Below are 24,538 nucleotides of genomic sequence, written 5' to 3'. Positions count from 1 at the left end.
CTTATGATCGTGCGCGGTCCAAGGGTCTGTTCCGCAAGAGTCTCCGCAATGACGACGCTACCGCAAGGGCGGTCGCGGCCCGAGCACATCGGAACCGACACGCAGGTGTGTCGCACCGGCGGCAACAGCCTGCTCCAAATCCTGGCTCATGCCCGCGGAAACCGTATCGGCCCCGGGGTAGGATGCGCGCAGTTGGCGCGAAACTTCCATGAGCCGGTCGAATGCCTCCGCCGCGTCGGCGTCCAGCGGCGCGACTGCCATGACGCCGCCGAGTTCCAACAGGGCAGCCGCGTCGATGGCGTCGGCGATGGCGGGCACGTCGCCGGGCAGGGCACCGCCGCGGCCGGCCGCGCCGGCCTGCCCGCCGTCCTCGCCGGGAGGTTCCCGCAGATCAACTTGGATCAGGCAGCGCAGGGCCGCCCGCGGAGGCTTTCCGCCCTCCGCCAGGCGTTCGTTTTCGCGTGCCACGGCCTTGTCCAAGGCGGATACCAGCGAGATGCGGTCGACGGATTGCACGGCGGCCGCGTAGCGGGCCACGGATTTTGCCTTGTTCGTCTGGAGTTGTCCTATGAAGTTCCAAGCCACGTCGACGCCGTCGAGTTCGGCGGCCTTGGCGGCGGCCTCCTGGTCGCGGTTCTCGCCGACTTCGAGCACCCCGAGCTCGGCGAGCAACCGGACGTCGGAGGCAGGGAAGAACTTGGTCACCACGACCAACCCGGGTTCCTCGGTCCTCCCGGCATCACGACAGGCCTTGGAGATCCTCCGCTGCACGTCCGCGAGCCGACGCTCGAGTTCGTCTCGCCGGGCAACCGTGCCGCCCCCATTTTCGGTGGTGTTCACGGTGTCCGTTCCTCTCCCGCCCCGCCGGCGGTAGTGCCCCACACCAGGCCGGCGAACCTTCCGGAACGCGGATCCCGGCGATGCGAGTAGTAGTGGGTGTCCTCAATGGTGCAGATGTCGACGCGGACGACGTCGATCCCCTCGGCTTCGAGCAGCCTGCGCGCGGTTCCGGGGAGATCCAGCCCGCTGGTGCCGCGACGCGTCGTGGTGCGGATCCCCGGGAGTCGTTTCTCCGCTGTCTCCGCCATCTCCGTGGGCACCTCGTAGCAGGAGCCGCAGACCGCGGGGCCGATCCATGCCTGAATGTCGACGGCGCCCGCGTTCCGCAGCGCGCGCACCGTAGCCTCGAGGACGCCGTCCAGCAGACCTGCCCGCCCCGCGTGCGCCACGGCGGTCGCGACAAAACCGCCGGCGACCCCGGCTAAAACCACCGGCACGCAGTCCGCCACCATGACTGCCAGCGGTACGGTTCCGTCGACGGATACAAGGGCATCCGCCGTTGGGGCCTTCGCGCTTCCCGACTCGTCCCCGACCACGTGCACGTCGGCCGAGTGGATCTGGTTCATGAAGCGCAGCGCCCCGTCCCGAACGCCAAGCCGGGACTCGAGTTCCCTGCGGCGGTCCGCGACCGCCTCGGGGTTGTCCCCGACATGCAACGCGAGGTTGCCCTCGGTCATCGAGGTGAAACCAACGCGGGTCCCGGACAGTCCCACCGGTTCAAAACGAATCATCTTGGGCAACCTCGCGTTCGCGACCGCTCGCTGCTTTCTCCCTACTTCAGGAAGTCGGGCACGTCGAGGTCGTCGTGGGAGGAACCGGAGAGGTCCTGTTCCACGATGGCCGGAAGTTCCTCGTAGCGCGGCTGCGCCGGGCGTGCGGCCTCCGGGGCCGACTGCGCGGAGGCATGAGCGGGAACCGCAGTCGACTGCGCCGGTGCCAGAGGAATCGTACCCGGCACCGAGGCCGGCTGGGACTGCGGCAGCACCTGGGGGATCTGCTGCGGCTGGGCGGGTGCCGAGGTGACGTCGACCTGGTCGAATCCGGCGGCGATCACGGTCACGCGGGCCTCGTCGCCGAGCGCGTCGTCGATGACGGCGCCGAAGATGATGTTTGCCTCCGGGTGCGCCACCTCCTGCACCAGCCGAGCGGCCTCGTTGATCTCGAACAGACCCAGGTCGGATCCGCCCTGGATCGAGAGCAGGACACCGTGGGCGCCGTCGATGGACGCCTCAAGCAGGGGCGAGGCGATCGCGAGTTCCGCGGCCTTGACGGCCCGGTCCTCGCCGCGGGCGGAACCGATGCCCATCAGCGCCGAGCCTGCTCCCTGCATGACGGACTTGACGTCGGCGAAGTCCAAGTTGATCAGACCCGGGGTGGTGATGAGGTCCGTGATGCCCTGGACGCCGGACAGCAGCACCTGGTCGGCGGAACGGAAGGCGTCGAGTACGGAGACGTTGCGGTCGCTGATCGACAGGAGCCGGTCGTTCGGGATGACGATCAGCGTGTCGACCTCGTCGCGCAGTGCCTCGATGCCGGCCTCCGCCGAGCTCGCGCGCCGGCGGCCCTCGAAGGTGAACGGGCGCGTGACGACACCAATCGTCAGCGCACCCAGCGATCGTGCGATCCGAGCCACGACGGGCGCGCCGCCGGTGCCGGTGCCGCCGCCTTCGCCCGCGGTCACGAAGACCATGTCGGCCCCGCGCATGACCTCTTCGATTTCCTCGGCGTGGTCTTCGGCGGCCTGGCGGCCCACCTCCGGGTTCGCCCCCGCGCCCAGGCCGCGGGTGAGTTCCCGACCCACGTCGAGCTTGACGTCGGCGTCGCTCATGAGCAGCGCCTGCGCATCTGTGTTGATCGCGATGAATTCGACGCCGCGGAGGCCGACCTCGATCATGCGGTTGACGGCGTTCACGCCGCCACCGCCGATGCCGACGACCTTGATGACGGCGAGGTAGTTCTGTGGAGCTGCCACGTCCTGGTTCCCTTGTTCGATGTGCTGCTGATCTAGGAAGCTTCAACCGGACTAACTTTAACCTTCAGCTTGAGGGTTATAGTTATGTCAAGTACCTGCTACTGAAACGCTATGGGGTGCCCATCCCCCATGCAACGACCTAGGCCGCGTGTCGCCCCTTTGCCTTCAGGAAAGTTGCGTGCCGTGGTTCCCGGCACCGCTCTCCTAGCGCGTCACGGGATGGTCCGGGCTCGTGACGTCGTAGACCTTCACCGCGGCGGCGTCGGGTTCGTTCTTGATTTTCAGCAGCGCCTCGACGACCCGCGCCTTGTCCGCGTTTCTTTCGGCGTTGCCCCAGAGCACGGTCTGGCCGTTGACCAGTCGCAGCTCCACGGAATCGATCGTCTTGGCCCCGGCCTTGTCCATGCGGTTCAGGACGGATTCCGGCAGGGAAGCCAGAACCTTCGTCACCGTCGCGAAGACCTTCGGATCCGCCGCCGACACGCCAGCGTCGATGACCGGGAGGTCGGCGCCGTCTCGCTTGGCCAAGGGCGCGAGGGTGCGTCCGTCCTCCGATACCAGCCGGAACTTGCCCTTGGATTCGACGATGGCCACCGGCGCGTGTTCGATCACTTCAACCCGCAGGGTCGACGGCGCCTCCGCTTGGACCACCACGTCCTTGACCGCCGGCTGGCCCTCCAGCAACCGCTGGACCGACGCCGGGCCGATCCCCGGCAACGGCGTCCCCACCAGGGGCTCCAGCGCCTCGCGCATCGCCGCTTCCCGAGTCAGCTCGATCCCTTGGACCTCGATGTTCTTCACGGCCAGCAGCGGGGAGTACAGGAGCACCAGGATCAGAGCGACGATGAGACCGACCACGGAACCGACGCCCACGAGAACCATGCGCCGACGGCGCTTTGCGGGCGGCTCCGGAAGCGAAACGACGTTGGTCTCCGGCACGGTGTCGAGGTGGCTCACCGACCCGCCGCCAAAGCCGCCAGGATGTCCACGCCGGCTTCCGTCACGTCCCCCGCGCCGATGGTCATCACGAGGTCGCCGGGCCGCGCCGCGGCCGCGATCCTGCCGGGCGCGTCGAAGCGCGTCGCGGTTCCCCCGTCGGTGTTGAGCGCGTCGGCGACCAGTTCGCTGGTCACGCCCTCGATGGGCAGCTCGCGCGCGGGATAGATCCCCAGGACCAACGCCGTGTCCGCCAGCGACAGCGCGTCGGCGAACTCGCGCCAGAACTCGCGCGTCCGCGAAAACAAGTGCGGCTGAAACAGGACGTGGACGCGTCCCTCGCCGGCGACGGCCCGGGCGGCCTTGAGCGCGGCCAGCACCTCCGTGGGGTGGTGGGCGTAGTCGTCGTAGACCCGGACGCCCGAGGCCTCTCCGCGGTATTCGAACCGTCGCGCGGCCCCGGCGAAGGCGGCGAGCCCCGATGTCGCCGACTCCGGTTCCAGGCCGCAGTCGAGACCCACCGCGAAGGCGGCTGCCGCGTTCAGCAGGTTGTGGTCGCCGGGGACCGCGAGATCCAGCCGTCCCTCCTCGCCGCTCCCCCACTCGAGCGAGCAGCCGTAGCGCTGGCCGGCCAACGGTGTGGGATCCAGGAGGCGCCGGTCGGCCGTCTCGCTGAATCCGTACGTCTGCACCCGCACGTCGGGTCGCTCGCGCCGCGTCCGGACAGCCAGCGCGTTGGACCCGGCGTCGTCCGCGCAGCAGATCAGGAGCCCGTCCTCCGGCAGCAGGGACACGAACCGGCGGAAGCTTTCGTGAACGGCCTCGGCGGTGCCGTAGTGGTCCAGGTGGTCCGCCTCGACATTCGTGACGACCACGACGTCGGGGCGGTAGTTCATGAACGACGCGTCGGATTCGTCGGCCTCGGCCACGAAAATCCGTCCCGCCCCCTGCTCTGCGTTGACACCGAGGCCCGCGACGTTCGCACCTATGGCGAAGGACGGCGACAAGCCCGCGTGCCGGAGCATCACCGCGATCAACGACGTCGTGGTGGTCTTTCCGTGGGTGCCGCAGACGGCCACCACGTGGTGGCCCTCCATCGTGGCGGCGAGCCCTTCCGAACGGTGCAGGATCCGTAGGCCGTTGCGTTGGGCGGCGTCGAACTCCAGATTGCCGGCCTTGATGACAGACGAGACCACCAAGGTGTCGGCATCGCCGATGTTTTCGGGTGCGTAGCCCACGTGGATCCGTGCCCCGAGAGCGCGAAGCTCGTGGAGCACGGGCAGATCCTTGGCGTCGCTGCCGGAGACGGCGACCCCGCGGGCCAGCATCAACCGGGCGACCGCGGAGACACCAACGCCGCCGATCCCCATCAGGTGTACGCGGCCCAGCTCGGAAAGTTTCGGGTTCTGCTGCATGCCTCTACCTTCCCACGCCGGGGGCCGGCGCGCGGCCCGCCGTCTCGAGAACAATCTGGGCCATGCGGCGCGCGGCGTCCCGGTTGCCCAGCGCATGTGCCGCGCGGCCCATGATGTCCAACCTGTCCGGGCTGGAGAGCAGCGGCAGGACGGTTCCCGCGAAGAACCCCGGAGTGAACGAGTCGTTGTCGACGACCACGGCGGCACCCGCGTCGCCGAGGGGTCCGGCATTCAGCCGCTGTTCACCGTTGCCGATCGGCATGGGAACCAGGATGGAAGGCAGCCCCACCGCGGCGATCTCACACACCGTTCCCGCGCCCGCCCTGGCGACGATCAGGTCGGCGGCGGCATAGGCCGATTCCATGCCGTCCACGTATTCGACCTGGACATAGCCCGGAGCGGCGAACACGACGCCGTCGTCGTCGAGCATCTGCTTCCCCCGCCCGGTGACATGCAGGACTTGGACGGGATTGCCGGCGGCGGCCAAATCGGCCAGCAGCGGCAGCGACGTGCGAATGGTGTGGTTGATGGACACGGCACCGGACGACCCGCCGGTCACGACCAGCGTCGGAACGCCGGGTTCGAGACTCAGCGACTCGCGCGCCGACCGCCGGTCGGCGGCCCGGTCCAAAGCGGCGATGGCCGACCGCATCGGCATGCCGACCAGTTCGGCACCGGCGAGTTCCGTGTTCGGGAACGCGGTGGCGATGCGGGCCGCGAACCGTGCGCCCAGCTTGTTCGCGAGTCCGGCGCGCGCGTTGGCCTCGTGGATCACCACCGGAATCCGCCGCTTGCGCGCGGCGAGGTAGACGGGGGTGCAGACGTATCCTCCGACGCCCACGACGACGTCGGCCCGCGCGCGGTCCAGGATGGCGCCGGCGTGCCGGACCGCCTGGACCATGCGGAACGGCAACTTCACCAGGTCGGCGGATGGTCGCCGCGGCATCGGCACGCGCTCGATGGTCTCCAGGGTGTACCCGGCAGCCGGGACCAGGCGGGTTTCCATGCCGGAAGCCGTTCCCACGGCGACGATGCCCGCCTCGGGCGCCTGTGTGCGGAGGGCGTCGGCGATGGCCAACAGTGGCGAGATGTGGCCGGCGGTGCCGCCACCGGCCAACACGATCGAGGGTCCAGGGTTCATGTCTTCACGGCTTTCGGGAGTCGTCGGTGGGCTGGTCATGCGGCGGCGGGTGGGTCCGTATGTTGGCGTGCGAAGCAGAGCACCACGCCCACGGCCATCAGGGCGAAGGTGAGCGCGGAACCTCCGTAGGAGATGAAGGGCAGCGGGACGCCGATGACCGGAAGCAGGCCCGTGACCATGCCGATGTTCACGAACGCCTGCCCGATCAACCACGCCATGATGCCACCGGTGGCGATCCGGACGAACGGATCCGAATGCCGGACGGCCACGCGGTACATGGCAACCGCCATGATGCCGAACAGGGCGATGATGACCGTGGTCCCGATCAGGCCCAGCTCCTCGCCGATGATGGCGAAGATGAAGTCGTTCTCCGCCTCGGGGATGTAGTTCCATTTCTGCCTCGACTGGCCGAGCCCCACGCCCCACCATCCGCCCGAGGCCAGCGCGTAGAGGCCCTGGCGGGACTGGTAGCAGGCGTCGTTGGCGCCGCAGTCGATGCCCAGCCAGGCGTTGATGCGCCCCATGCGGTTTCCGGAGAGCAGAACCATGAGCACGGCGCCCACGGCCGCGACCGCAGCGGCGATGCCGAAGATCCTCAGCCGCGCCCCTCCGAAGAACAGCGTGGCGACGATGATCAGGATCAGGACGAGCCCGGTGCCCAGGTCCCGCCCCGCGAGGACCAGTGCCAGCACCGCCAGGCCGCCCGGGAAGACGACCGGAATGAGTGCGTGTCCGGTGCGGTGTATCAACGGCGCCTTTTTGGCGAGCATCTTCGCCGCCCACACCGCCAGCGCCAGCTTCGCCGCCTCCGAGGGCTGAGCCGTGAAACCGCCGATCCCGATCCAGTTGCGGTTGCCGTAGACCTCGACGCCCAGCGGCGTGAACACGAGCAGCAACAGGAACAGGGCCAGCAGGATGGCCGGCCCGGCGAGCTTCTTCATTGTCGCCACGGACAGCCGCGACATGATGACCATCAGGGCGCAACCGGCAAGGGCCCAAACACCTTGCTTCATGAACAGCAGGTAGGAGGAGGTCTCCCGCGTGATGGCTTCGACCGCGGAGGAGGACAGCACCATCAGCAGGCCGATCAGTGTCAAGGCCAGGGCGCTGCCCAGGATCATGTAGTAGCCGGTGTTGGCCCCGGAACCCGCGTCCCCCTCGACCATCCGCCACAGCCTCGCCATGGGACGGGCGTCGGCGTCGGAGGCCGCAACCTCGGCGCGTCCCATGGTCGGAGTCGTTGCCGTGGCCCGGGAGGCGGTCGTGGCATTCCCTGGACCGCCTCGGGGACCTGAGGAGCGTACCCGGGGTTTGCGGCCATCGCTGCCGCGCGGCGGCGAGGTGGGGGCTGGCACGGGTACTCCTTTACGTAGTGGTGTCCTCCATCAGCCCGCGGACCGCCTGGATGAAGGCGTTTCCGCGGTGGGCATATGAAGAGAACTGGTCCATCGAGGCGGCCGCCGGCGCCATCAGCACCGTGTCGCCCGCCCTGGCGACGCCGGCCGCCGCGGCGACGGCTTCCGCCATGATGGTCCAACCGGTCTCTCCGTCTGCCGGCGGTGTCCCGCCTCCAGTTTCCCGCACCCCGGGCTCGATCACCGGCACGTCCGGCGCGTGTCGCCGTAACGAGCCGCGGAGCGACGCACTGTCCGCGCCAATCAGGACCACCGCGGCGAGCCGCCCGGCGTGGCGCGCAACGAGCTCGTCGTAGTCGACGCCCTTGGACAGGCCCCCGGCGATCCACACGACCGAGGAGAACGACGCAAGCGACGCGTCCGCGGCGTGCGGGTTGGTGGCTTTGGAGTCATTGATCCACAGGACGTCGTCGCGACGGGCCACGGCTTGGATCCGGTGTTCCCCGGGGTCGAAGGCGCGCAGGCCGTCGCGAATGGCGCGGGGTTCGACGCCGTACGCCCGCACCAGCGCCGCGGCGGCCAAAGCGTTCGCCACGGTGTGCCTCGGCGCGATATCGCCCAGGTCGGTCAGGGCGGCCAACTCCGCTGCGGAGGTCTTCCGATCCTCGACGTAGGCGCGGTCCACCAGCAGGCCCTCGACGACGCCCACCATGCTGAGCCCGGGCACGTCGGTGGTAAACCCGATGGCACGGCAGCCCTCGACGACGTCCGCGTCCTCCACCATGCGTTCCGTCTCGGCCTGGTCCGCGTTGTAGATCGCCGCGACCCGGGTGCGCGAATAGATCCTGGCCTTGGCGCCCAGGTACTCGGCGTACGATCCGTGCCAGTCGACGTGGTCCTCCGCGACGTTGAGCACCACCGAGGCAAGTGGGGACATCGTGTGTGTGGTGTGCAGTTGGAAGCTGGAGAGCTCGACGGCGATGGCGTCGTACCCCTCCGGATCGCGGATCGCGTCCAGGATCGGCGTACCCACGTTGCCGGCCGCGATCGCCCGCAGGCCGGCGGCCCGCAGCATCGATTCGGCCATCCCGACCGTCGTTGTCTTGCCGTTGGTTCCGGTGATGACCAGCCATTCCGCCGTCTTGCGCCCCCGGCGCTCGCGCACGCGCCAGGCGAGTTCCACGTCGCCCCAAATGGGGATGCCGCTCGCGTCGGCCGCCACGAGCACGGGATGCCGCGGGTTCCATCCGGGTGAGGCCACCACGAGTTCGGGCGGCCGTCCGTCGACCGGCGGCAGGGCGGAGGCGCCTGCGGCGCCCAGCAGGACCTCGGCCGCGCCCACGATCCGGAGCGTGTCCGCGCGCGAGCGGTTCTCGTCGGTGTCGGCGCCGTCGACGACGACAACCCGGGCGCCCAGCTCGATCAGGGTGTCGGCGGCGGAGAACCCGGACAGTCCGAGACCGGCGACCACCACGCGCAGGCCCGCCCAGTCGGCGTCCCAGGTGGTCAGTTCGTCCAAGTGTGCGTGCGTCACAGCCCGACGACCCATTCGGCGTAGAAGATGCCCAGAGCCGCGGCGACGAACAACCCGGCCACAATCCAGAAGCGCACGACCACCGTGACCTCGGCCCAGCCCTTGAGCTCGAAGTGGTGCTGCAGGGGAGCCATGAGGAAGACCCGCTTGCCGCCGCTGAGCTTGAAGAAGCCGACCTGGATGATGACAGACAGGGTGATGATGACGAAGAGGCCGGCCAGCACCACGAGCAGCAGTTCGGTGCGGGAGAGGATGGCGAAGGCCGCGATGGCGCCGCCGATGGCCAGAGATCCGGTGTCGCCCATAAAGATCGCCGCTGGCGAGGTGTTCCACCAGAGGAAGCCGACCAGCGCCCCGGACAGGATCGCGCCCAACAACGCCAGGTCCATGGGATCCCTGACCTCGTAGCAGACCGAACCGATCGAGCGCGATGATCCGCAGGCTTGGTTGAACTGCCAGATGCCGATGAGTGTGTATGCCCCGAAGACCATGATGGACGCGCCGGTTGCCAGGCCGTCCAGGCCGTCGGTGACGTTGACGCCGTTGGTAGCGGCCGTGACGATCAGGTTCGACCACAGGATGAAGAGCAGTGCCCCGAGCAGCGGACCGGCGAAGGCGAGATCGAACCCGGTGTCCCGGATGAACGAGATCTTCGTCGATGCCGGAGCCAGCCCCTTTGCGTTCGGGAACTGCAGTGCCAGAAGGGCGAAGGCCACGCCGACGATGGCCTGAAGGGTGATCTTCTGCCACGCGCGCAGGCCCAGGCTGCGCTGCTTCGAGATCTTGATGAAATCGTCCAGGAAGCCGACGAGCCCCATGCCGACCATGAGGAACAGGAGGACGAGGCCACTGGCCGTCGGGCCCTCGGCGTGCTCGCTGAACATCCGCAGCATTGCGTGCGTTCCGAAGTAGGCGACGATGACGGCGAAGACGATGATCGCCCCGCCCATCGTGGGTGTGCCGCGCTTGGTGTGGTGCGTCGTCGGCCCGTCGTCGCGGACGAACTGGCCGTAGCTGCGGCGAACCAGGAGCTTGATGAACAACGGCGTACCGACCAAGGTCAGGAACAGCGCGATGGACGCGCCCGTGAGCAGTGCGATCACCGGTTCGGCCCCTCTCCGGCAACAGGTGCTTCGGACGACGCCAGGGCGATCCGATCGCCGAGATGCCTCAGCCCGGCGCCATTGGAGGACTTGAACAACACGATGTCTCCCGGTTCGAGCCGCTCGTTAAGCAGCCGTTCTGCGTCGTCGATGGTTTCGACAAACGTTGCTTCGTCGCCCCAGCTGCCCTCGAGGACCGCCGCCGTGTGCAGGGGCTTGGCGCCGGCGCCCACGACGACCAGCTTCTTGATGTTCAGGCGGACCACCACGCGTCCGAGGAGGTCGTGTTCGAAGATCGATTGGTCGCCCAGCTCGAGCATTTCGCCGAGCACGGCCCATGTCCTGCGCGCCGCGCCACCGTCGGCGTCGACCTGGCCCAGTTCGGCAAGCGTGCGCAGGGCCGCCCGCATGGATTCGGGGTTGGCGTTGTAGGCGTCATTGATGACGGTGACTCCATCGGGGCGTTCCGTCCGCTCCATGCGCCAACGGCTGGCGGGCCCCAGACCCGTCAGCGTGCCCGCGATGGTGCCCGGGTCGATGCCCAGGGCGTGGGCCGCCGAGGCGGCGGCCAGGACGTTGGAGACGTGGTGCCGCCCGATGAGTCCGCTGCGGACCGGATGCGCCGAGCCGTCGGGCATCACCAGCGTGAACCGGGGGTGCCCGTCCGCGTCGACGGAGAGGTCCCGAGCCGCGGTAAAGACGCCGTCGGCCTCCGATTCCGGCCCGAAGCCCAGGACCGTCGCCGCCGTCCGGCCGGCCATCGCGCGGACCTGGGGGTCGTCGAAATTCAGCACGGCGGTGCCCGTGGCCGGCAGCGCCTCGACGAGTTCGCCCTTGGCGCGGGCGATGTTCTCCACGCCACCGAACTCGCCGGCGTGCGCCGTGCCCACGCAGAGCACCACGCCGACTTCGGGACGCACCATGTCCGCGAGGTACTCGATGTGGCCGATTCCCGTGGCACCCATCTCGACCACCAGGAAGCGCGTCGAGGACGTCGCCCGGAAGACGGTCAGCGGGACGCCGACCTCGCCGTTGTAGGAACCGACGGGTGCGACCGTCTCCCCCACCTTCGCGAGGATGGCCGCCAGTAGGTCCTTGGTCGTCGTCTTGCCGGCGGACCCCGTGATCCCGACCACCCGCAGGCCTCCGTCGCGCAACCGAGCCACGATGTGCGCGGCGAGGCGGCCCATGGCCAGCACGGCGTCGTCGACGATGACGGCCGGGTGGACCCCGCCGTCGTCGTCGTGCGTCTCGCGCTCCGCGAGCACCAGGACGGCGCCGGCGGCGAAGGCCTGGCCGACGAAGTGGTGCCCGTCGGACGCCTCTCCGGGCTTGGCGACGAACAACCACCCCGGGCGGCACTCGCGGGAGTCGGTGTCGACACCCGCGACGACGGTCTCGGGGGAGACCGTCGTGGTGGCGCGCCCACCGGTGATGGCGGCAATTTCGGCTGCGTTAAGTTCAATCATGGCTTAGTGGACTTTACTCCCTGGCCGCCGTGCCGGATGAATCCGCCGGCGCGGGAATGACTTTGAAACCACGCTCCGCGAGCGCGTTGCGCAGCTCCACGCGGTCGTCGAGGGGGAGGTTCTCCCCCATGACCTCCTGCCACACCTCGTGGCCCCGGCCGGCGACGAGGATGGTGTCCTCCGGCGAGGCCATGGCCGCCGCCGTGGCGATGGCGCGGGCCCGCGGAAATTCCTCGTGGACCACGCTGGACAGTCCCTCGGAGGCGATGGCGTCGCGGGCGCCGCGGAGTACAGCCCGCCGAATGCCCGCCGGCTCCTCGTCGTGCGGATCGTCGTCGGTAACGATGACCACATCCGCATGACGCGCGGCGACGGCGCCCATGACGGGCCGTTTCGTCGCGTCCCGCTGACCGGTGGCGCCGAACACCAGGATGACGCGGGAGCCCTTCGCCGGGCCCCGGACGGCGTCGATCGCGCGCTGAAGCGCGTCGGCGTTGTGCGCGAAGTCCACGATCCCGGCGGGGCTTTCGCAGACCACCTGCATTCGCCCCGGCACGGAAACGGTCAGCGGGTCGGCCTCGTCCAGTGCGCGTTGCAGCGCCGACGCGTCGGCTCCCGAGGCCAACACCATCAGGACGGCCAGGGCCGCGTTGGAGACGTTGAACAGACCGGGCAGGCCGGTGCGCGCGCGCAACCGGGCCCCGTCTGGACCGTGGAGCTCGAAGGAGTGGCCCAAGCCGTCCGGCGCAACGGAGCCCACGCGCCAGTGCCCGGCTCCGGCGTCGTCCGCGCCGGCGTCCCCGTCCGTTTGGCTTCCGGGATAAGTGGCGAGCGTCCAGACCCCTGCTCCGCGGGCTTTGGCCAAGCGGCGTCCCCACTCGTCGTCGACCGTGACGACGGCGCGCCGGGTGCGCTCGGGCGTGAACAGCTCCGCCTTGGAGGCGAAGTAGGCCTCCATGCTGCCGTGCAGGTCGAGGTGGTCCTGCGTGAGGTTGGTGAAACCGGCGACGGCGAAGTGCAGGCCGCCGATCCGGCGGTAGTCCACGGAGTGCGAGGAAACCTCCATGGCCGTCGCGCTGATCCCGGATTCCCGCATGCGGGCCATCAGCGCATGGAGCTGTGGCGCTTCGGGCGTCGTGAGCACGCTCGGGACGGGGGTGTCGCCGGCGACGATTTCGATGGTGCCGATCAGGCCCGTCGCGTGCCCGAGGGCGTTAAGCAAGGAGCGGACGAAGTAGGTGGTGGTCGTTTTCCCGTTGGTCCCGGTGACGCCCAGCAGCCGCGGCGCATTGCCGGCCGTGCCGTAGACGATTCCGGCCAGGACGCCCACGGCCTCCCGGACCGAGTCCACGAGCAACACGGGCAGGCCGGCCAAGCGGGCGGTAGTCGCGCCCTCGGAATCGGTCAGGATGGCCGCGGCTCCCGCCTCGGCCGCCGCGGAGGCGAAGTCCGCGCCGTGGCGGTTGGCGCCGGGCGCCGCCGCGTAGAGGTCGCCCGGCTGGACGGCTCGTGAGTCCATGCACACGCCGTGGACCGAGACGGACCCGTCGCCCTCCACTGCGGTGGACAGGCCCGTGCCCGACGCGGCGTCCGCCAGGGACCGGAGCGCGACGGCGGGGCGCGACGACGGTCGGAAGGACAGTTCGGCCTCCCGCGGGGTGGAGTGCGCCATTAGTCCCAGCCGTACTTCTGCTCGTCCCCGACGAAGACCTTGTAGGGGTTCGGCTCGGTGGACGACGGCGGGATGTTGTAGGTGTTTAGCGTCTGGTTCATGATGCGCTTGAACGTATCAGCCACCGTCCAACTCCTCCAGTTGCCCTGCGGGCGGTGCATCGTGACGACCACGAGGTACTCGGGATCGTCGATGGGCACCATGCCGGCGAAGGAGCTGGTGTAACCGTCATAGCCGCCGCTCTTTCCGGCCGCCTGCGCGGTACCGGTCTTGCCGCCCACCCGGTATCCCTCGATCGCGGCGCCTCCGGCGGTGCCCTCTTCGACGACCGTCTCCATCATGCGGCGCATTTGAGCGGATGTCTTCTCGGACACGACGCGCTTCGGCGCCGCCGCCTCGACCGGGTGTTCGGTCCCATCCGGGTCGATGTACGCCTCGATGAGTGAGGGTTCGATCTGGAGCCCGCCGTTTCCGATCGACTGGAAGATCTTCGCCGTGTGCAGCGCCGTCTGGGTATAGGACTGCCCGAACATGGTCGTGAACTGCTGCCGGCGTTCCCACGTCTCCGGCGGCGCGAAGATGCCCTCGTTGAAGGGCAGCCCGACGTTGATCGACTCGCCGATGCCGAACTTCTTCATCGACGCGTGGCGCTGCTCGTTACTCAGCTTCTCGCCGACCATCACCGTTCCGGTGTTGTAGGAGCGGGCGAAGATCCCGGCGGTTGTCATCTCGTATGTGGCGTGCTTGAGCGAGTCGTTGATGGTCTCGTTTTGTACCTTGTAGGAGTTGGGAACCTTGAACTCGTCCGTCGGTTTGACGACGCCCTCGTCGACGGCGGCCGCGAAGGTGGCGAGCTTGCCCGTGGATCCCGGCTCGAAGGCCTGCGTGACGGTGGTCGAGGTGCGGTACTGAGGATCGGTGGCGCCGGGGTCGGACGGGTCCACGGACGTCGAATCCGCCAGGGCGCGGATCTTGCCCGTCTTCATCTCGACGACGACCGCGTTGACCCACTCGGCGTTGAACTGCTTTAGCTTCGCCATCACGGCTTCCTGCGCGGCCCACTGGATGTCGCTGTTGAGCGTCAGGCGGACATCCTGGCCGTCGACGGCGGGCTCCTCCTGCATGGTGGCCATCGGGATGCGGATGCCATCCGCGCCGACCTCGTAGGTCTTCTTTCCCGGAGTGCCGCGCAGCAAACCCTCCTGGCTCAGCTCGAGGCCCTCCGCGCCCGATTCGACGCCGGACGTCGCCTTGTCCGCCGCGCTGAGGAATCCGAGTACCGTTCCCGCGACCGATCCGTTCGGATAGTTCCGCTCGATGTTCCGCTCGCTGGTCAAGGCGGGGATCCCCACGTCGATGGCGGCGTTGCGCACGTCCGGTGTCACGTTCTTGGCCACGTGCACATAACCGCGCTTCTCGGCGCCCTCTTTGCCGACGACGGAGGAGTTGAGCGTCTCGACATCGAGTCCAACGACGGCGCTCAGTTCCGCGATGGCGTCATCTATGGAGACTTTTTCGCGGTCGCCGGTCTCCTTGTTCTTCCGGGTGAACTCGTCCTTGACGAGCTTCTGGTTGACCACCAGGTCGAACCGCTCGACACTGGTCGCCAGCACCCTGTTTTCGGAATCGATGATGTCCCCGCGCTGCGGTGCCACGTTCTCGACGCGGATGCGGTTGTTCACCGCCGCCTGTGCGATGCCCTCCGGGTCCAACCCCTGAACGAGAAAGAGACGTCCGCCTAACAGCACGAGCATCACCAGTGCGATGCTGAGGCCGATCCTCAGCCGGGCGGGCAGACCCTGCGCAGTCTGGCGCGGAGCCTGCCCGTTGGTGCCGTTGCGGTTGCCCACCATGTTTACGTCCTTGGGTTGCGGTTGTCTGGGTCGCGAGTGGTTGGGTGATGTCGAGCCGGACCGCCGCCGGGAAACCTAGCCGTCCGTGCCCCGCTGCGACGGCGCCGGGATGGTGCCCCCGTTGAGTTCCTTCTCGGAGAAGGAAGGCCGTTGGCCGGAAGCGGCATCCGCCGGCTTTGTCGATTCCTTCTGCCGTTCGGCTTCCGCCGGCTTGCTGTCCGTTTTGGTGTTGGGGGTTTCCCCCGGTGTCGTCTCTTTCCCTGCGGCCGGCCGTTCCGGCGCCTGGGGCGCGGCCGGAACGGTCTTCGCCTGCGGCGCCACATACGGCGCTTGCGGAGCGGCGACAAGGGACGTCGGCGTCGTTTCCTTCTCGGCCGGGGTCGACACGCCCGCGACCTTGAGCGTTCCCAGGTCGATGGAGGCCACCGAACCGGGAACGACCATTCCCAATTCTGCCGCCTTGGCGGCCACATTCTGTGGAGCCTCGAGATTCTGGGCGCGCTGAGTCAGCGCCTCGTTCTCCTGGGCGAGGGCCCGCTCCGTGTTGCGGAGCCCAACGAGCTCGTACTGCGCGCTCGAGACCTGGACGTTGAGGACCAGCACGCCAGCCAACGCGGCCAGCATGACGGCGAAGCAGAAGACCGCGAAGTGCGCCCTCCGATTGCGCGCGACGGAGGGGACCACCGAGAGCGGAGTGCGCTCACGCCCCGGGATGGCGTGCCGGACCGGCTCCGCCGACAGTGCGCGGGCATTTGCGCCGTCAATGGCCTCGGTGCCGGGGCCGCGCGCGTGAACACGCGTCTGAGTACGGGTGCTCATGGTCATCTCCTCTTCAGGATTCGTTCGACGGCCCTCAACTTTGCCGAGGCCGCGCGGGGGTTATCATTGATTTCCTGCTCCGTGGGCTTTTCCGTGCCCTTGGTCAGCGTGCGGTACTGCGCCTTGTGCTCTTCCAACTCGACCGGGAATCCGACGGGGGCCGACGACTTGGAACCGGCGGCGAAATGGCGTTTGGTGATCTTGTCCTCAAGCGAGTGGTAGCTCATGACCACGACCCGACCGGCGACACCGAGCGTCCCCATCGCAGCCGGTACCGCGCGGTCGAGCACGTCGAGTTCCTCGTTGACCTCGATGCGCAACGCTTGGAAGGTGCGTTTGGCCGGATGCCCGCCCGTTCGGGCCGCCGCGGCCGGAACCACGGAACGGATGGCCTCGACCAGCCTCCCGGTGGTCTCGATGGGGGCTTCGTCGCGGGTTTTGACGATCGCTGAGGCGATCCTGCCGGCGAACTTCTCCTCGCCCCAACCGCGGATGATCCGAATCAGATCCGCCTCGGTGTACTGGTTGACGATGTCCGCGGCGGTCGGCCCCGTGGAGGTGTCCATACGCATGTCCAACGGTGCATCGTAGGAATAGGCGAATCCGCGCTCGCGCTCGTCGAGCTGGAGCGAGGAGACCCCGAGGTCGAAGAGGATCCCGTCGACACCGGGAAACCCCAGATCGTCGACGACGTCGGCGATCTCGTCGTAGACCGCGTGGACTAGATCAATCCGTTCCGCGAAGCGCGCGAGACGCTCTCCTGCCAGCGCGAGCGCCTGTTCGTCCCTGTCCAGGCCGATCAGGTGCACCTCGGGGAAACGTGCCAGCATCGCCTCCGAATGGCCCCCCATCCCAAGGGTGCAATCGACCACCACGGCGTTGCCGCGTTCGGCGATCCCTGCCTGGATCGCCGGCGCCAACAGCCCGACGCAGCGGTCGAGCAGCACCGGTACGTGGCGTTCGTGGGTGGGTCGCGGCGTCGCGTCGTCCGTCGTCACCGTTCCCCTTTCAGCGTGTCACTGCCTGCTATACATGTCCTGTGCTTGGACCAGAGCCCCCTCCGCGCCGACTCGCCCCGCCTGGCTCCGGGGAAGGTGAGCCAGGTTGTTGCGTATCGGGCGGCTGGAGATCTCGTCCAAGCCCTCCGGTTCCCTAGAAGAGTCCCGGAATGATTTCCTCGTCCGTCTCGGAGAAGGTGCTTTCCTTCTCCTCCAGGTAGGCGTTCCAAGCGCTGGTGTCCCAGATCTCGGCCCGCGTCCCCGCCCCGATGACCGTGACCTCGCGGTCGAGCCCGGCGTACGAACGCAGCGAGGGCGGAATCGTGACCCGCCCCTGCTTGTCGGGAACCTCGTCCGAGGCCCCTGAAAGGAACACGCGGGTGTAGTCCCGCGCCTGGCGGGAAGACAGGGGGGCTTCACGCATTTTGTCGTGGACCCGCCCGAACTCCTGCTGGCTGAAAACGTAGATGCAACGCTCCTGGCCCCGTGTCAGAACCAGGCCATCGCCCAGTTCGTCGCGGTATTTCGCCGGGAGAATCAAGCGGCCCTTCTCGTCGAGTCGCGGAGTGTATGTCCCGAGGAACATGCGCACCGCCTTCTCGATTCGAGGAGCTACCCGCACCCCTAATTCTCCAATGCCCTCTTCTATCCACCACTTTACTCCACTTGGCCCCACTGTCAACGCAACGGGGGGTGCATTCGTGTTTCCTGTCCACAAAAAAACCCCCGCCCCACAAGGGATGGGCGGGGATGGAGGGACGTGGAGGAGTTTTGGGGCCCGCGGGCCGGAAAGAGGGCTTAAAAACGACTGGACCCGTGAAAATCACGGGTCCGTTCGTCGGCTTTGAGCCCCGGTGGGGCGAAGTGGGGGGGAGGGCGCCGCTACTCGTCGTCGCGGCGTCGAGCGTCCCACTTGGACTCGAGGTCGGACATGAAGGAGCTGCGCGGTCGGGCGGCCTTGCCGGACTCCTGCTTTCCCAGGCGGCCAAGGGAAGACTTCGAGACCGCGATGTAGACGCCGACACACATCAGCGCGAATCCCACGACGCCGACCGGGATCCACTGGCTCGATATCCCGAGCAGCAGGACCACGATCCCCACGACCCCGACCAGTGCGCCGATGGCTATGTTCCGGGTTGAATACCCACCAGGCGACGCACTGGACTTCATCGAGGACGCGAACTTGTGGTCCTCATGCAATTGCTTCTCCAGTTGCTCGAGCAAACGTTGCTCGTGTTCGGAAAGCGGCATCTTCCCTTCCCCGATCCCCTAGTGCGTAGGCCATGTGGCCCTTACGTGTATCAACGCCAGCTTCAACGGAAACGTTCCCTATTGCTGCCGAAAACTAGGACTGCGCAGTCCCGCGTTGTCCAGTACCTAAAGGATAGTCCGCGGCGCCCGCAGAAGGTAGTTCAAGAGTCGCCCCGAGGTGGCAGGAGGGTGGCGGGCAGGATGGTCCCAGCCGGGAACTTTGCGCGGATCCGGTCCATCGCCTCCTCGGCCTGCCTCCAATTGCCATCCGCCCGATCGAAGCTGAGCTGGTAGCCGCTGTCCGCATCGACGAGCTGCTCCGCGCGGACTCCCAGGAGCCGCACCGATTGCGGCCGGTCGCCCAGGGAATCCAGAAGAGACTCCGCGGCCTTCCCGATGGCCGCGGCCGAGTTGACGGGCTGACCCAGGCGGCGACTGCGGCTGATGGTGGAAAAATCCGCGTAGCGAAGTTTGAGGGCGACCGTCTGCGCCTCCCTGCCGGCTCCGCGGAGGCGCTCCGCGACGCGGAAGGACAGGCGGAGCAGTTCCCGGCGCAGCACTTCCGTGTCCGCGGTATCCCGCGCGAACGTCTCCTCGGCGCCGATGCTCTTCTCCTCCCGTACCGGCTCCACGGGCCTGCAGTCGATGCCCCACGCCAATGCGTGCAGTGCCGTACCGTGCGCACCCAACATGCGTTCCAGCGTCCCCCGCGGCGTCTGCGCAAGATCTGCAACGGAGGAGATCCCGGCGCGGGCCAGCACCTCGGCCGTCTTCCCGCCCACGCCCCATAGGGCCCCCACGGGAAGCCCGTGCAGAAAGCCCACCGTGTCTTCCGGCGCCACCCGCAGCAGCCCATCCGGCTTTGACCGTGTCGAGGCGACCTTGGCCACGAATTTGTTCCGGGCGATCCCCACACTTGCCGGAAGCCCCAATTCCCCGCGCAGGCGACGACGGATCAGCGTCCCGATCTGCACTGGGCCACCGAGCCGGCGCAGGCTCCCGGTCACGTCCAGGAAGGCCTCGTCGACACTGACCTGCTCCACGAGCGGCGTGATGTCGTGGAAGACATCCATCATGCGAGCGGAGTAGTGCCGGTAACTCGCCATCGCCGGTTCGATCACCGTCGCGCGCGGCGCCAGGCGCAAGGCCGTCGACATGGGCATGGCCGAGCGCACTCCCAACCTCCGGCACTCGTAGGAGGCGGAGAGGACGACGGAGCGCTCCCCCTTGTGGCCAACGATGATTTCCCGTCCCGCCAGTTCGGGACGCACCAGCAGCTCGACGGAGACGTAGAAGGCATCCATGTCCACGTGGAGCACGGTGCGCGGCACGGAAGCGTCGATCATGCCTTTATCCTAGGCGCCTCCGCCGACCCTTTGGCCGCGCTCCGGAGCTTCGCCGATAGAGTGGTCCGCATGACCGATTCGCCTTCCGCGCAGCCCGCTACGGCGGCGAAGCCCGCCGACGCCGACACGTTTACCGCCGAGGTGAATGCCGTTCTGGCCGATTTCCTTCGGGAGCAACACGAGGTGGTTGCCGGGATCTCGCCACACGCCGCCGAACTGGTCGCAAGCATCCAAGACCTTGTCCGCGGGGGCAAGAGAATGCGGCCGCGGTTCGCGTTTTGGGGATTCGTGGGTGCCGGCGGCGATCCGACCAGTGAAGTCGTGGTCCGCGCGGGAGCGTCCCTGGAGCTTTTCCAGGCCGCGGCGTTGATCCACGACGACCTGATCGACCGCTCCGACACCCGCCGCGGGCGGCCCAGCGTGCACAAGCGATTCGAGTCGATCCATGAGCGGAACGGCTGGGACCGGGTGGCGTCGCGATTCGGAGAGGCTGCCTCGGTGCTGGCCGGAGACCTGTGCCTCTCGTATAGCGAGCAGATGTTCGCCGGGATCCCCGGGGAGCACAGGTCCGCGCGCGCGGTCTTCGACCGCATGCGTACTCAGGTGATGGCGGGCCAATACCTCGACGTCCTGGAGGAATCGGCCGGCAGATCGTACGGCGCCGGAAACGCGCTGGACCGGGCCAGGACCATCCTCACCTACAAGTCCGCCAAGTACTCGACGGAAAACCCACTGCTGATCGGTGGCGCGCTCGCGGAGGCGGCGGGCGATTTGCTGGACGGCTACACGGAGTTCGCGCTACCGCTCGGCAAGGCCTTCCAACTGCGCGACGACGTCCTCGGGGTTTTCGGGGACCCGGTCGAGACCGGCAAGCCGGCCGGAGACGACCTGCGCGAAGGGAAAAGGACCGAGCTGGTCGCCCATGCGCTGTTGCTTGCCCAGCCGGAAGACGGATCCTTCATCCAAGCCCGCCTCGGTTCGGCCGAGTTGGGGGTCGCGGACATCGATCGCATGCGTTCGATCATTGGCTCCTGCGGCGCGCTCGCGGCCACCGAGGCCGCCATCGACGAGTTGTCCGACAGTGCGTTCGAGGCCTTGGACCGCCTTCCCATCGAGGCGTCGGTGCGTGATGCACTCCACGGGCTCGGTCTCGACGCGATCGCGCGCCGCGCCTGACGCGGGCGGTGGTCCCAGCAGGGTCGCTACCAGGCGAGCGCCTGCGCCCGACGCCTGATCTCCGTCTTGCGTCCCTCGCGAAGGGCTTGCACAGGCGTACCCGGGAGCGATTCGTCCTCGCTGAACAACCAGACCAACAGCTCCTCGTCGGAGAAGCCCGCGTCGACGAGAACCGAGATGGTGCCCTTGAGACTGTCGACCACGTGTCCGTCGAGGAAGAACGCGGCGGGGACGGACCGGATGCCGCGGTCGCCAATCCGTGCCTCCACGAGCGCCCGCTCATCGAGCAGGCTGTGGACCTTCTTAATGGAAACGCCGAGGTATTCCGCAACATCGGGTAGTGGCAACCACTCGGGGACAAGGTTTTCGATAGTACTCACGGCACCAGCGTGCCATAAACACGAGGTGAACGGAGCGCTAAACCGCGATGGGACGCCAATACGGGCTGTCGTGTTGCCCACCTCATGGTGTAAATTCACTTGAGTCACACTTGCACCACACGTCACAAATGAAACGAGGAGCCCTGCCTGGCTCCCCGCTTTCACTGTGTGCCGGCTAAAGCGCCGGCCCAACCGGAGGATGATTCATGCCCGAGCCCCGCAACCGCGCACTGTCCGGCGCCGTCGCCGCAGCGGCGATTCCCGCCGTCGTACTCACCGGTTTCGGAGCCGCGGCGCCCGCCGCGGCTGCCGAGGTTCCCGCACTCGGAACCACGCTGACCCCGAAGCTGGCCACACACGCCAACGTGCAGGCCGCCCAGCAGCGCATCGCCGCCCATCTGGTGGCCGCGCAGGTTCCCTCCCGCCTGACCGTGGCGGCGTCCGCACAGAAATCCGTCGCCGTTCGTAGTGGAGACACGCTCTCCCACATCTCCATCCGGCACGACGTGGCCCTGTCCACGCTGCTGAAGGCCAACAACCTCAAGTCCACCTCCGTGATCCACCCGGGCCAGAAGATCAAGCTGTCTACCGGCTCGACCACCAAGTCCACGGCATCCAAGAAGTCGTCGTCCTCCGGAGCGTCCTCGACCGCCGGCCGGTACACGGTGGTTTCCGGCGATACGCTCTCGGGTGTCGCAATGCGACGGGGAATGGGTCTCTCGGTGTTGCTCAAGGCCAACGGGCTGAACATGCGCTCGGTCATCCACCCCGGACAGAAGCTCCGCGTCAGTGGCGCGGGCCCGTCGGAATCGTCACCCTCGACCTCGACCTCACCCAAGGCTTCCGCCTCCAGCGCCTCCAAGTCCACGAAGACCTACACCGTGGCCGCCGGGGACACCCTTTCCGGCATCGCCCAGCGCCACGGCATGGGACTGTCCGTGTTGCTCAAGACCAACAAGATCGGCAGTGGCTCCACGATCCACCCGGGCAAGAAGCTCACGCTCTCCGGATCGACGGCGGCCAAGCCCGCCTCGTCCGCGCCGAGGGCGGCCACGTCCACGAAATCCGCGTCCGGATCGTACACGGTGGCCTCCGGGGACACGCTCTCCGGTATCGCCGCCAAGAAGAACATGCCGCTCTCCGCGCTACTGTCCGCCAACGGCATCAAATCCACCTCGGTGATCCACCCCGGCCAGAAGCTCAAGGTTTCCGGCACCTCGTCGGTCTCCTCGACGTCGTCGGCCCGCAAGCAGCTGGTGCCCAGCACGTTCCTGCACTACACCTACCCCAAGGCGACCGTCGCGTCCGCAAACGAGAACAAGCACACCCTGTTGTCCGGCGATCTCCCGAGCCGCGCGGCGATGAAGCGGATCGTGGCCGACACCGCGACCAAGATGGGCGTCGATCCTTCGCTCGCCCTGGCGCACGCCTACCAGGAGTCCGGGTTCAACATGGCCGCGGTCTCCCCGGCGAACGCCATCGGCGCGATGCAGGTGATCCCGTCCTCCGGAGAGTGGGCCTCGCAATTGGTCGGACGCGACCTGGACCTACTCAATCCCTATGACAACGCCACCGCGGGTGTGGCGATCATCCGTTCGTTGCACCGGACAAGCCCCTCAAAGTCGGACGCGATTGCCGGCTATTACCAGGGAGCGGGTTCCGTGAAGCGCAACGGAATGTACAACGACACCAAGCGCTACGTGCGGAGCATTCTGGCACACCAGAAGAGCTTCAAGTAGGGCAAGGCCGAAGGGCCCCGGAAGCATCGAGTGCTCCCGGGGCCCTTCGTCGTCGTTCCCCGCTTCGGCTAGGGTGCCACGACGGGCAGGTCCAGCACCACGCGTGTGCCGCCGCCTGCCCGCGCTTCCCAGGCGATGTCGCCGCAGAGTTCGCTGTTGACAAGGGTCCGCACGATCTGGAGCCCCAACCCGCCAGCCGGCGGGCCCCCTGGAAGTCCGACCCCGTCGTCGGATACGGTCACGCGCAGCCGTGCCGATCCGGCGTGGTCGGTACTGCGCTCGACGCCCAGCGCGACCGTCCCGTTCCGCTCGCCCAACCCGTGCTCGACGGCGTTGGCGACCAACTCGTTGATCACCAGCGACAGCGGGGTCGCCAGTTCGCTGGGAAGGTCCCCGAAGGATCCCTTCCGTTCGGTGCGCACGACCTGGCCCGGGGAAGCGACCTCCGCGGCCAACCGGAACTGGCGGTCGATCATCTCGTCGAAGGCGACGTTTTGGGTGAGCCCCTGCGACAGGGTGTCGTGGACCAACGCGATTGTCGCGACGCGCCGCATGGCCTGTTCCAGGCCGAGCTTGCCTTCCTCGCTCTGCATCCGGCGCGACTGCATCCGCAGGAGTGCGGCGACCGTCTGCAGGTTGTTTTTCACGCGGTGGTGGATCTCGCGGATTGTCGCGTCCTTGGACACGAGCTCCATCTCGCGCCGCCGCAGTTCGGTCACGTCGCGGCACAGCACCAACGCGCCGTACCGGTGTCCGCCGTCGCGCAGTGGAATGGCGCGCAGGGACAGGCTCACGCCCCGCGATTCCACTTCGGTGCGCCACGGCATCCTTCCGGTCACCACCAACGGCAGAGACTCGTCCACCAAGCGGCGGTCCTTGATCAGTCCCGTCGTGACCTCCGCCAAGGAGCGGCCCTCGAGGCTGTCCACCCCGCCCAGGCGCCGATAGGCGGACACGCCGTTGGGGCTCGCGTACTGGACGATCCCCTCCGCGTCCAACCGGATCAGTCCGTCGCCGACACGCGGCGCGCCCCGGCGGGACCCTGTCGGCGTCGCGAAATCCGGCCATAGGCCCTGGTTGCACATCTTCAGGAGATCCTGCGCGCATTGGCGGTAGGTCAGCTCGAGTCGGGACGGCATCCGCGAACTGGAGAGATCCATGTGGCTCGTCACCACAGCCAGCGTCCGTGAATTGCGGACCATCGGAACGGCTTCGATCCGCATGGCGGCGTCCCGTGTCCAGTGTTCCTCGTCGGCGCGCTGGATCGACTGGGTGCTCCAAGCGCTTTCGACCAGCGGTTTGAGGTCCATGCGTATGCGTTCACCCACGAAGTCCGTGTGGAAGACCGTGTGGCTGGTGGAGGGACGAACGTGCGCCAGCGCGACGAACGTCCCACCCGGGGCGGGGTGCCAGAGGACCAGATCCGCAAAGGCCAAGTCGGCCACCAGCTGCCAGTCCCCCACCAGCAGGTGGAGCCACTCCTCGTCCCCGGGCCCGAAGTCCGCGAATTCGCGGACCGTGTCGGTGAAGATCGCCAAC

General features: G+C 67.9%; 21 protein-coding genes. 2 read left to right on the top strand and 19 right to left on the bottom strand.

Annotation, left to right across the window (positions count from 1 at the left end; all coding sequences use genetic code 11):
* Positions 1 to 57 precede the first annotated feature (57 nt).
* From ACHAAJ_RS03555 to dinB, 17 genes are all read right to left on the bottom strand, one after another.
* Positions 58 to 840, bottom strand: coding sequence for a YggS family pyridoxal phosphate enzyme (locus ACHAAJ_RS03555; protein WP_435726536.1), 783 nt, complete (start codon positions 838 to 840; stop codon positions 58 to 60).
* Positions 837 to 1,571 (bottom strand): purine nucleoside phosphorylase YfiH/LACC1 family protein, encoded by a 735-nt coding sequence (locus tag ACHAAJ_RS03550; protein WP_435726535.1) that lies wholly within the window; start codon positions 1,569 to 1,571, stop codon positions 837 to 839. Before ACHAAJ_RS03550 ends, ACHAAJ_RS03555 begins: the two co-directional genes overlap by 4 nt.
* A gap of 41 nt (positions 1,572 to 1,612) precedes the next feature.
* A complete protein-coding gene (ftsZ, locus tag ACHAAJ_RS03545) occupies positions 1,613 to 2,812 on the bottom strand; it encodes a cell division protein FtsZ (RefSeq protein WP_435726534.1) in 1,200 nt (399 codons plus the stop codon).
* 204 nt (positions 2,813 to 3,016) lie between these two features.
* On the bottom strand, positions 3,017 to 3,769 hold the full coding sequence (locus tag ACHAAJ_RS03540; protein WP_435726533.1) for a cell division protein FtsQ/DivIB: 753 nt from the start codon (positions 3,767 to 3,769) through the stop codon (positions 3,017 to 3,019).
* Positions 3,766 to 5,163: a UDP-N-acetylmuramate--L-alanine ligase gene (gene murC / locus ACHAAJ_RS03535; RefSeq protein WP_435726532.1), complete on the bottom strand. Its 1,398-nt coding sequence runs from the start codon at positions 5,161 to 5,163 to the stop codon at positions 3,766 to 3,768. Before murC ends, ACHAAJ_RS03540 begins: the two co-directional genes overlap by 4 nt.
* A gap of 4 nt (positions 5,164 to 5,167) precedes the next feature.
* Positions 5,168 to 6,304, bottom strand: coding sequence for an undecaprenyldiphospho-muramoylpentapeptide beta-N-acetylglucosaminyltransferase (murG, locus tag ACHAAJ_RS03530; RefSeq protein WP_435726531.1), 1,137 nt, complete (start codon positions 6,302 to 6,304; stop codon positions 5,168 to 5,170).
* Between the two features lie 35 nt (positions 6,305 to 6,339).
* On the bottom strand, positions 6,340 to 7,533 hold the full coding sequence (gene ftsW / locus ACHAAJ_RS03525) for a putative lipid II flippase FtsW (protein WP_435726530.1): 1,194 nt from the start codon (positions 7,531 to 7,533) through the stop codon (positions 6,340 to 6,342).
* 136 nt (positions 7,534 to 7,669) lie between these two features.
* A complete protein-coding gene (gene murD, locus ACHAAJ_RS03520; protein ID WP_435726529.1) occupies positions 7,670 to 9,208 on the bottom strand; it encodes a UDP-N-acetylmuramoyl-L-alanine--D-glutamate ligase in 1,539 nt (512 codons plus the stop codon).
* Positions 9,190 to 10,296: a phospho-N-acetylmuramoyl-pentapeptide-transferase gene (mraY, locus tag ACHAAJ_RS03515; RefSeq protein WP_435726528.1), complete on the bottom strand. Its 1,107-nt coding sequence runs from the start codon at positions 10,294 to 10,296 to the stop codon at positions 9,190 to 9,192. Before mraY ends, murD begins: the two co-directional genes overlap by 19 nt.
* Positions 10,293 to 11,765 (bottom strand): UDP-N-acetylmuramoyl-tripeptide--D-alanyl-D-alanine ligase, encoded by a 1,473-nt coding sequence (locus ACHAAJ_RS03510; RefSeq protein ID WP_435726527.1) that lies wholly within the window; start codon positions 11,763 to 11,765, stop codon positions 10,293 to 10,295. Before ACHAAJ_RS03510 ends, mraY begins: the two co-directional genes overlap by 4 nt.
* Before the next feature lie 13 nt (positions 11,766 to 11,778).
* Complete coding sequence (locus ACHAAJ_RS03505; RefSeq protein ID WP_435726526.1) at positions 11,779 to 13,437, bottom strand: UDP-N-acetylmuramoyl-L-alanyl-D-glutamate--2,6-diaminopimelate ligase; 1,659 nt, start codon at positions 13,435 to 13,437, stop codon at positions 11,779 to 11,781.
* Entirely contained in the window at positions 13,437 to 15,290 is a 1,854-nt protein-coding gene (locus tag ACHAAJ_RS03500) for a peptidoglycan D,D-transpeptidase FtsI family protein (protein ID WP_435726525.1), read from the bottom strand. Before ACHAAJ_RS03500 ends, ACHAAJ_RS03505 begins: the two co-directional genes overlap by 1 nt.
* A 75-nt stretch (positions 15,291 to 15,365) precedes the next feature.
* Positions 15,366 to 16,109 carry a cell division protein FtsL gene (ftsL, locus tag ACHAAJ_RS03495; RefSeq protein WP_435726524.1) on the bottom strand — a complete coding sequence of 248 codons (744 nt, stop codon included), beginning with the start codon at positions 16,107 to 16,109 and terminating at the stop codon, positions 15,366 to 15,368.
* Positions 16,110 to 16,111: 2 nt separating this feature from the next.
* Positions 16,112 to 17,107, bottom strand: coding sequence for a 16S rRNA (cytosine(1402)-N(4))-methyltransferase RsmH (rsmH, locus tag ACHAAJ_RS03490; protein WP_435726523.1), 996 nt, complete (start codon positions 17,105 to 17,107; stop codon positions 16,112 to 16,114).
* 154 nt (positions 17,108 to 17,261) lie between these two features.
* Positions 17,262 to 17,693: a division/cell wall cluster transcriptional repressor MraZ gene (gene mraZ / locus ACHAAJ_RS03485; RefSeq protein ID WP_435726522.1), complete on the bottom strand. Its 432-nt coding sequence runs from the start codon at positions 17,691 to 17,693 to the stop codon at positions 17,262 to 17,264.
* A gap of 296 nt (positions 17,694 to 17,989) precedes the next feature.
* Complete coding sequence (locus ACHAAJ_RS03480) at positions 17,990 to 18,358, bottom strand: DUF3040 domain-containing protein (protein ID WP_435726521.1); 369 nt, start codon at positions 18,356 to 18,358, stop codon at positions 17,990 to 17,992.
* A 161-nt stretch (positions 18,359 to 18,519) separates the two neighbouring features.
* On the bottom strand, positions 18,520 to 19,704 hold the full coding sequence (dinB, locus tag ACHAAJ_RS03475) for a DNA polymerase IV (RefSeq protein WP_435726520.1): 1,185 nt from the start codon (positions 19,702 to 19,704) through the stop codon (positions 18,520 to 18,522).
* A 69-nt stretch (positions 19,705 to 19,773) separates the two neighbouring features.
* Here dinB and ACHAAJ_RS03470 point away from each other — a divergent pair, with 69 nt between their 5' ends.
* Entirely contained in the window at positions 19,774 to 20,880 is a 1,107-nt protein-coding gene (locus ACHAAJ_RS03470) for a polyprenyl synthetase family protein (RefSeq protein WP_435726519.1), read from the top strand.
* A 26-nt stretch (positions 20,881 to 20,906) separates the two neighbouring features.
* Here the strand turns inward: ACHAAJ_RS03470 and ACHAAJ_RS03465 are convergent, their stop codons facing one another.
* A complete protein-coding gene (locus ACHAAJ_RS03465; protein ID WP_435726518.1) occupies positions 20,907 to 21,260 on the bottom strand; it encodes an Rv2175c family DNA-binding protein in 354 nt (117 codons plus the stop codon).
* 206 nt (positions 21,261 to 21,466) lie between these two features.
* Between ACHAAJ_RS03465 and ACHAAJ_RS03460 the strand changes: the two genes are divergently transcribed.
* Positions 21,467 to 22,999 (top strand): LysM peptidoglycan-binding domain-containing protein, encoded by a 1,533-nt coding sequence (locus ACHAAJ_RS03460; RefSeq protein WP_435726517.1) that lies wholly within the window; start codon positions 21,467 to 21,469, stop codon positions 22,997 to 22,999.
* Positions 23,000 to 23,067: 68 nt separating this feature from the next.
* On the opposite strand, the gene ACHAAJ_RS03455 is transcribed toward ACHAAJ_RS03460, so the two are convergent.
* Entirely contained in the window at positions 23,068 to 24,537 is a 1,470-nt protein-coding gene (locus ACHAAJ_RS03455) for a sensor histidine kinase (protein WP_435726516.1), read from the bottom strand.
* Position 24,538 lies beyond the last annotated feature (1 nt).

The sequence above is a fragment of the Arthrobacter arnarulunnguaqae genome, assembly GCF_051262515.1.
Classification (GTDB): domain Bacteria; phylum Actinomycetota; class Actinomycetes; order Actinomycetales; family Micrococcaceae; genus Arthrobacter_N.
Note: the sequence above shows the minus strand (reverse complement) of the source record. Positions and strands in the feature narration are given on the sequence as shown.

What these genes read in the sequence shown, in the direction of transcription:
- murD (WP_435726529.1), bottom strand. Translation starts at nt 9,208, where the DNA reads ATGGGTCGTCGGGCTGTGACGCACGCACACTTGGACGAACTGACCACC.
- ACHAAJ_RS03505 (WP_435726526.1), bottom strand. Translation starts at nt 13,437, where the DNA reads ATGGCGCACTCCACCCCGCGGGAGGCCGAACTGTCCTTCCGACCGTCG.
- ACHAAJ_RS03460 (WP_435726517.1), top strand. Translation starts at nt 21,467, where the DNA reads ATGCCCGAGCCCCGCAACCGCGCACTGTCCGGCGCCGTCGCCGCAGCG.
- murC (WP_435726532.1), bottom strand. Translation starts at nt 5,163, where the DNA reads ATGCAGCAGAACCCGAAACTTTCCGAGCTGGGCCGCGTACACCTGATG.
- dinB (WP_435726520.1), bottom strand. Translation starts at nt 19,704, where the DNA reads ATGATCGACGCTTCCGTGCCGCGCACCGTGCTCCACGTGGACATGGAT.
- ftsW (WP_435726530.1), bottom strand. Translation starts at nt 7,533, where the DNA reads ATGGGACGCGCCGAGGTTGCGGCCTCCGACGCCGACGCCCGTCCCATG.
- ACHAAJ_RS03510 (WP_435726527.1), bottom strand. Translation starts at nt 11,765, where the DNA reads ATGATTGAACTTAACGCAGCCGAAATTGCCGCCATCACCGGTGGGCGC.
- ftsL (WP_435726524.1), bottom strand. Translation starts at nt 16,109, where the DNA reads ATGAGCACCCGTACTCAGACGCGTGTTCACGCGCGCGGCCCCGGCACC.
- murG (WP_435726531.1), bottom strand. Translation starts at nt 6,304, where the DNA reads ATGAACCCTGGACCCTCGATCGTGTTGGCCGGTGGCGGCACCGCCGGC.
- ACHAAJ_RS03550 (WP_435726535.1), bottom strand. Translation starts at nt 1,571, where the DNA reads ATGATTCGTTTTGAACCGGTGGGACTGTCCGGGACCCGCGTTGGTTTC.
- ACHAAJ_RS03480 (WP_435726521.1), bottom strand. Translation starts at nt 18,358, where the DNA reads ATGCCGCTTTCCGAACACGAGCAACGTTTGCTCGAGCAACTGGAGAAG.
- ACHAAJ_RS03470 (WP_435726519.1), top strand. Translation starts at nt 19,774, where the DNA reads ATGACCGATTCGCCTTCCGCGCAGCCCGCTACGGCGGCGAAGCCCGCC.
- mraZ (WP_435726522.1), bottom strand. Translation starts at nt 17,693, where the DNA reads ATGTTCCTCGGGACATACACTCCGCGACTCGACGAGAAGGGCCGCTTG.
- ACHAAJ_RS03500 (WP_435726525.1), bottom strand. Translation starts at nt 15,290, where the DNA reads ATGGTGGGCAACCGCAACGGCACCAACGGGCAGGCTCCGCGCCAGACT.